6 protein-coding genes and 1 rRNA gene are annotated in these 6,670 nt (G+C 68.7%); all 7 read left to right on the top strand.

Features of this window, described 5'->3' with window-relative positions:
- Window positions 1-84 (top strand): 5S ribosomal RNA (gene rrf, locus ABTY20_RS27300); the annotation flags it as partial.
- A 110-nt stretch (window positions 85-194) separates the two neighbouring features.
- Window positions 195-803: a cardiolipin synthase ClsA gene (clsA, locus tag ABTY20_RS27295; RefSeq protein ID WP_351999703.1), complete on the top strand. Its 609-nt coding sequence runs from the start codon at window positions 195-197 to the stop codon at window positions 801-803.
- A gap of 115 nt (window positions 804-918) precedes the next feature.
- Window positions 919-3,414, top strand: a complete 2,496-nt coding sequence (locus ABTY20_RS27290; protein WP_351999702.1) for a sugar phosphate nucleotidyltransferase — start codon at window positions 919-921, stop codon at window positions 3,412-3,414.
- A 167-nt stretch (window positions 3,415-3,581) separates the two neighbouring features.
- Window positions 3,582-4,418 carry a DUF881 domain-containing protein gene (locus ABTY20_RS27285; protein WP_351999701.1) on the top strand — a complete coding sequence of 279 codons (837 nt, stop codon included), beginning with the start codon at window positions 3,582-3,584 and terminating at the stop codon, window positions 4,416-4,418.
- Window positions 4,415-4,747 (top strand): small basic family protein, encoded by a 333-nt coding sequence (locus ABTY20_RS27280; RefSeq protein ID WP_003988855.1) that lies wholly within the window; start codon window positions 4,415-4,417, stop codon window positions 4,745-4,747. Before ABTY20_RS27285 ends, ABTY20_RS27280 begins: the two co-directional genes overlap by 4 nt.
- 5 nt (window positions 4,748-4,752) lie before the next feature.
- Complete coding sequence (locus ABTY20_RS27275; RefSeq protein WP_351999700.1) at window positions 4,753-5,652, top strand: DUF881 domain-containing protein; 900 nt, start codon at window positions 4,753-4,755, stop codon at window positions 5,650-5,652.
- A gap of 61 nt (window positions 5,653-5,713) precedes the next feature.
- Window positions 5,714-6,652 carry a zinc-ribbon and FHA domain-containing protein gene (locus tag ABTY20_RS27270; RefSeq protein WP_351999699.1) on the top strand — a complete coding sequence of 313 codons (939 nt, stop codon included), beginning with the start codon at window positions 5,714-5,716 and terminating at the stop codon, window positions 6,650-6,652.
- Window positions 6,653-6,670 lie beyond the last annotated feature (18 nt).

Below are 6,670 nucleotides of genomic sequence, written 5' to 3'. Positions count from 1 at the left end.
TACATTCCGAACCCGGAAGCTAAGCCTTACAGCGCCGATGGTACTGCAGGGGGGACCCTGTGGGAGAGTAGGACGCCGCCGAACAATCTTTCAGAGCTCTGGCTCTTGGGTGTACAGCCCGAGAGCCAGAGCTTTTTTGTGTTGAGGTAAGGTCGGGGGGCACCGTCGACATATTTCCCACAGGAGGATCCCGGGTGGAGGTCCAGGAGACGCGGGTCCAGACAGACCGCGTCCTCACCATCCCGAACATGCTCAGCATGGCACGGCTCGTAGGCGTACCGCTGTTCCTGTGGCTGATCCTCAGGCCGGAGTTCGGCGGCCCGAAGAGTGACGGCTGGGCCCTCCTGGTGCTGGCGCTCAGCGGCGTCAGCGACTACCTGGACGGCAAGCTGGCGCGACGGTGGAACCAGATCAGCAGCCTCGGCCGGCTGCTCGACCCCGCTGCCGACCGGCTCTACATTCTCTCGACGCTGGTCGGCCTCACCTGGCGTGAGATCCTACCGCTCTGGCTGACCGCCGTACTGCTGGCGCGTGAGCTGGTTCTCCTCGTCATGGTGGGCATCCTCAGGCGGCACGGCTACCCGCCGCCGCAGGTGAACTTCCTCGGGAAGGCCGCCACCTTCAACCTGATGTACGCCTTCCCGCTGCTCCTGCTCAGTGACGGAACTGGCTGGATCTCGTCACTCGCTGCTATTTTCGGCTGGGCGTTCGCCGGATGGGGTACAACCCTGTATTGGTGGGCAGGAGTGCTTTACATGGTCCAAGTCCGCCGTCTGGTTCGTGCGGACGCTGTGGCCGATTGAACTCGCTGATCAGTACGCGCATCGTGGCGCGATGACCCGCTGTGTGAAAACGCGGGCCAATCCTGGCGAGTGAAGTCGGCCAGACCGTCGTCTCTTCGAGGAGGACGCTTCCGACATGAAGGCCGTCGTGATGGCCGGGGGTGAAGGCACCCGCCTTCGTCCCATGACCTCAAGCATGCCCAAGCCGCTCCTGCCGGTGGCCAACAGGCCGATCATGGAGCATGTTCTGCGGTTGCTCAAAAAGCATGGGCTCAACGAAACCGTTGTGACCGTCCAGTTCCTTGCATCGCTCGTCAAGAACTACTTCGGTGACGGCGAGGAGCTCGGGATGGAGCTCACCTATGCCAATGAGGAGAAGCCACTCGGTACCGCCGGGAGCGTGAAGAACGCCGAGGAGGCGCTGAAGGACGATGCCTTCCTCGTCATCTCCGGCGATGCCCTCACCGACTTCGACCTCACCGAGCTGATCAATTTCCACAAGGAAAAGGGCGCCCTGGTCACGGTCTGTCTGACCCGTGTCCCCAACCCCCTGGAATTCGGCATCACCATCGTGGACGAGGAGGGCAAGGTCGAGCGCTTCCTCGAGAAGCCGACCTGGGGACAGGTCTTCTCCGACACGGTGAACACCGGAATCTACGTCATGGAGCCCGAGGTCTTCGACTACGTCGATCCCGATGTGCCCGTCGACTGGTCCGGTGACGTCTTCCCGCAGCTGATGAAGGAGGGCAAGCCCGTCTACGGCTACGTCGCCGAGGGCTACTGGGAGGACGTCGGCACGCACGAGAGCTATGTGAAGGCGCAGGCCGACGTCCTGGAGGGCAAGGTCGACGTCGACATCGACGGCTTCGAGATCTCCCCGGGCGTATGGGTCGCCGAGGGAGCCGAGGTGCACCCCGACGCCGTGCTGCGCGGACCGCTCTACATCGGCGACTACGCGAAGGTCGAGGCCGGAGCGGAGATCCGCGAGCACACGGTCGTGGGATCCAACGTCGTCGTGAAGAGCGGTGCCTTCCTCCACAAGGCCGTCGTCCACGACAACGTGTACGTCGGGCCCCACAGCAATCTGCGGGGCTGTGTGGTCGGCAAGAACACCGACATCATGCGCGCGGCACGCATCGAGGACGGCGCCGTCATCGGTGACGAGTGCCTGATCGGTGAGGAATCGATCGTCCAGGGGAACGTGCGGGTCTACCCGTTCAAGACCATCGAGGCCGGCGCGTTCGTCAACACCTCGGTGATCTGGGAGTCCAGAGGACAGGCGCACCTCTTCGGCGCCCGGGGCGTGTCCGGGATCCTGAACGTCGAGATCACACCGGAACTCGCCGTGCGGCTGGCCGGCGCGTACGCGACGACGCTGAAGAAGGGCTCGACCGTCACCACGGCCCGCGACCACTCCCGGGGCGCCCGTGCGCTGAAGCGGGCGGTCATCTCCGCGCTGCAGGCCAGCGCCATCGACGTACGGGACCTGGAGAACGTACCGCTGCCCGTGGCGCGGCAGCAGACCGCGCGGGGCAGCGCGGGCGGCATCATGATCCGGACCACGCCCGGAGTGCCGGACTCCGTCGACATCATGTTCTTCGACGGGCAGGGCGCCGACCTCTCCCAGGGCAGCCAGCGGAAGCTGGACCGGGTCTTCGCACGACAGGAGTACCGGCGGGCGTTCCCGGGCGAGATCGGGGACCTGCACTTCCCGGCGAGCGTCTTCGACTCGTACACGGGCTCGCTGCTGCGCAACGTCGACATCACCGGCATCGCGGAGTCCGGGCTCAAGGTGGTCGTCGACGCCTCCAACGGCAGCGCCGGCCTGGTGCTGCCGAGCCTGCTCGGCAAGCTGGGCGTCGACTCGCTGACCATCAACCCCGGTCTCGACGAGTCCAGGCCGACCGAGACGGCCGACATGCGGCGCTCGGGTCTGGTCCGGCTCGGAGAGATCGTGGCGTCCTCCGGCGCCGCCTTCGGCGTACGCTTCGACCCGGTCGGCGAGCGGCTGTCCCTGGTCGACGAGAAGGGGCGGATCATCGAGGACGACCGCTCGCTGCTCGTGATGCTCGACCTCATCGCCTCCGAGCGGCGCAGCGGCCGGGTGGCGCTCCCGGTGACCACCACCAGGATCGCCGAGCAGGTCGCGGCGTACCACGGTACGCAGGTCGAGTGGACGACCACCTCGCCGGACGACCTCACGCGCGTGGGCGGTCAGGAAGGGACGATCTTCGGCGGCGACGGCAAGGGCGGCTTCATCGTCCCGGAGTTCAGCAGCGTCTACGACGGCACCGCGGCCTTCGTGCGGCTCATCGGACTGGTCGCGCGCACCCAGCTCACGCTCAGCCAGATCGACGCGCGCATCCCGCGGGCACACGTGCTCAAGCGGGACCTGGCGACCCCGTGGGCCGTCAAGGGCCTGGTGATGCGGCGGGTCGTCGAGGCGGCCGGAGACCGCTTCGTGGACACCACCGACGGCGTGCGGGTGGTGGAGGCCGACGGCCGCTGGGTGATGGTGCTGCCCGACCCGGCCGAGGCGGTCACCCACCTGTGGGCCGAGGGCCCCGACGACGCCTCCGCCCAGGCCCTGCTCGACGAGTGGTCGGCGGTCGTGGACAGCGCGGGCAGGTAGAACGAGCGGTACGCGTGCGTGCCGGACACGTGTCCCTGACGGGACCGGTCCGGCACGCCGGTAGGTCCGTTCGGAGGTAGTGGTCGCGGCGTGCGACGATGTGCGGCATGCCGCAGCAACCCCCTGTCCGGAGCACACCCGTGCGGCCCGCTCGCCCGGATGCCTCCATGTCGTTGATCACCAACGTCATGGACCACAGCCTCGACGACGGATACGCCGAGGCCGCCGCACGGCGGAAGGCCGAGGGCAGCGGCGGCATGCCGAAGACGCTCAGAGCGAAACTGGGGCTGGCCGGCGGTCTGGTGCTCGCCGCTCTGATCGTGACCGTCGGCGCCGCGCAGGCCCGGGTCGAGGCACCCGTCGTGGCCAAGGAGCGCGAGGAGCTGATCGACCGGATCGACCGGGAGACCGAGGCCGCCGACAAGCTCGAGGACAGCGTCGACGAGCTGCGCGCGGACGTGAGCGCGCGGCAGCACGAGGCGCTGCGCGACAGCGGCGGAGGCGACCGGTCCCCCGTGGTGGGCATCCTGTCGGGCGCCACCGCGGTGCACGGGCCCGGCGTGCGGCTCGTGGTGAACGACGCCGAGGACGCCAGCGCGGGCGGCGACGGCGACCCGCGGTCGACCACCGGCTTCTCCGACACCGGACGGGTCCGCGACCGTGACATGCAGCGTGTGGTCAACGGTCTGTGGGAGTCCGGCGCCGAGGCCGTCTCCATCAACGGGCAGCGGCTGACCGCCCTGTCGGCGATCAGGGCCGCGGGAGACGCGATACTGGTCGACAACAGGCCGCTGGTGCCGCCGTACACGGTGCTCGCGGTGGGGGACGGCGGGGAGCTCGGCGACCGCTTCCAGAACAGCGCGGACGGGCTGTACCTGCACGCCCTGCAGGAGAACTACGGCATCCGGACGGCCCTCTCCGTCGAGGACGACGTCCGGCTGCCCGCCGCACCGAGTGTGATCGTACGTACCGCACAGCCGATAACCGAGAAGGGCACATCGTGATCGCCGTACTGGGCCTCGTCGTGGGAGTCGTGGCCGGACTGTTGGTCCGGCCCGAGGTTCCGGCGGTCGTCGAGCCTTATCTGCCGATCGCCGTCGTCGCGGCGCTCGACGCCGTGTTCGGAGGACTGCGGGCCATGCTCGACGGCATCTTCGACGACAAGGTCTTCGTGGTGTCGTTCCTGTCGAACGTCGTCGTCGCCGCCCTGATCGTGTTCCTCGGCGACAAGCTCGGCGTGGGCGCCCAGCTGTCCACGGGGGTCGTGGTGGTCCTCGGCATCCGCATCTTCTCCAACGCCGCGGCGATCCGCCGGCATGTGTTCCGGGCGTGAGGCCGATGAGCGAGCACGAGCACGACGAGACGACGCGCCCGGCGGTGTCCCGGCCCCGGTCCGCCCCGGACGCCCCGTCCGCGCCCGGTCTGCGCAGGGAACTGCCCGCGGAGGTACCCGCCGGGGCGCCCACGAGGACGCCCGCGGCCCCGCAGGAGGACGCGCCGAAGCCCCCGTCCGGACTGACGGGCCGGCAGCGGCTGGTGAAGGGGCTGTGGCCGCCCCGGGTGACCCGGGCCCAACTCATCGTCGCCCTGCTGCTGTTCGGCCTCGGGTTCGGCCTGGCCGTCCAGGTGGCGTCGAACAGCGACAGCGACAGCGCGCTGCGCGGGGCACGTCAGGAAGATCTCGTACGCATCCTCGATGAACTGGACGACCGCACGGAGCGTCTTGAGGACGAGAAGCAGGGCCTCGAGAAGCAGCGCGACGAGCTGGAGAACAGTTCCGACCAGGCCGAGGAGGCCCGGAAGCAGACGATCGAGAAGGAGAGGCAACTCGGCGTCCTGGCGGGCACGGTGGCCGCGCGGGGGCCCGGGATCACGATGACCGTCGAGGACTCCAGGGGGATGGTCGAGGCGGACATGCTGCTCGACGCCGTCCAGGAGCTGCGCGCCGCCGGCGCCGAGGCGATCCAGGTCAACGGTGTGCGGGTGGTGGCGAGCACCTATCTGACGGATTCCGGGAACGGTGTCGGCGTGGACGGGAACAAGATCACCGCGCCCTATCGTTTCAAGGTCATCGGCAAGCCGCAGGACCTCGAGCCGGCGCTCAACATCCCCGGAGGCGTGGTGCAGACTCTCGAGAAGGAACAGGCCACCGTTACCGTGGAGCGATCGACCAAGATCGTCGTGGACGCCTTGCGGGCGGTGAAGCGGCCTGACTACGCTCGGTCGTCCTCCCGGTGAACCGGGGGTGCATGGGGGGTGTTCGACGAGGGCATGAGGTTGCGGGGGGTCGGCGCACCGATTGGGTGGTGCGTGGTGGAAACTGTCTGGCGGAGGCGGACGTTGTGAGGATGTCCGGGTCGGCCAATGTGTTCAGTCAGGGTTCGTCCTGCCCCACGGGCGGGTCTGTTTCGGTCAAGGGGAATCGCCCGTGAAGTTGTTTGCGAAGTTGTTCGGCAAGAGCGCGCGGCGAGAGGGCAGCGACAACGCGACCGCTCGCCATCGTGCACAGCCTGAGGCGGAGGGGCAGCGTCCGCTGTTCCGGGACCAGGTGGGCACGGGTCAGGGCGCGTCGTCCGTTGACCCTGCGCAGTCGAGCGGCATAGGTTTCGGGCAGCCGTCGGCCCCGGGTGCGGGTGGAGGGTCTTCCGACCCGTACGCGTCCCACGCCCCTGGGGGGCAGCCGCGGCAGGAGGATCCGTCCATGTCGGCCCTGGTGTGTACGAGGTGCGGCAACCGCAACGCGGAGAACAGCCGCTTCTGCTCCAACTGCGGGGCGCCGCTCAGGCCCGGGGTCACCCCGGAGCGTCCTTCCGAGACGACGTCCACGATCTCGATCTCCGGTCTGGAGGCCTACGACGCCGAGGCCACCGGCCAGACGCAGGTGCCGGCGCTCTCTCCCGAGGCGCAGGCGGCCGTCGACGCGCTGCCGGTGGGTTCCGCCCTCCTGGTCGTGCGCCGCGGGCCGAACTCGGGCAGCCGCTTCCTGCTGGACGGCGACCTGACCACGGCCGGGCGTCACCCGCAGAGCGACATCTTCCTGGACGACGTGACGGTCTCCCGTCGGCACGTGGAGTTCCGGCGCGGCCCGGACGGCTCCTTCACGGTGGCCGACGTGGGCAGCCTGAACGGCACGTACGTCAACCGGGAGCGAATCGACCAGGTCGCCCTGTCCAACGGCGACGAGGTGCAGATCGGCAAGTACCGGCTGGTCTTCTACGCGAGCCAGCGGGGCTACTGACCTCCCCGGATCAGTCCG

It is taken from the genome of Streptomyces sp. NPDC126497 (assembly GCF_040302425.1).
In the GTDB taxonomy this organism is placed as follows: Bacteria; Actinomycetota; Actinomycetes; order Streptomycetales; family Streptomycetaceae; genus Streptomyces.
Note: the sequence above shows the minus strand (reverse complement) of the source record. Positions and strands in the feature narration are given on the sequence as shown.

Coding starts and splice junctions, on each gene's coding strand:
- ABTY20_RS27290 (WP_351999702.1), top strand. CDS start 919: ATGAAGGCCGTCGTGATGGCCGGGGGTGAAGGCACCCGCCTTCGTCCC.
- ABTY20_RS27285 (WP_351999701.1), top strand. CDS start 3,582: ATGTCGTTGATCACCAACGTCATGGACCACAGCCTCGACGACGGATAC.
- ABTY20_RS27275 (WP_351999700.1), top strand. CDS start 4,753: ATGAGCGAGCACGAGCACGACGAGACGACGCGCCCGGCGGTGTCCCGG.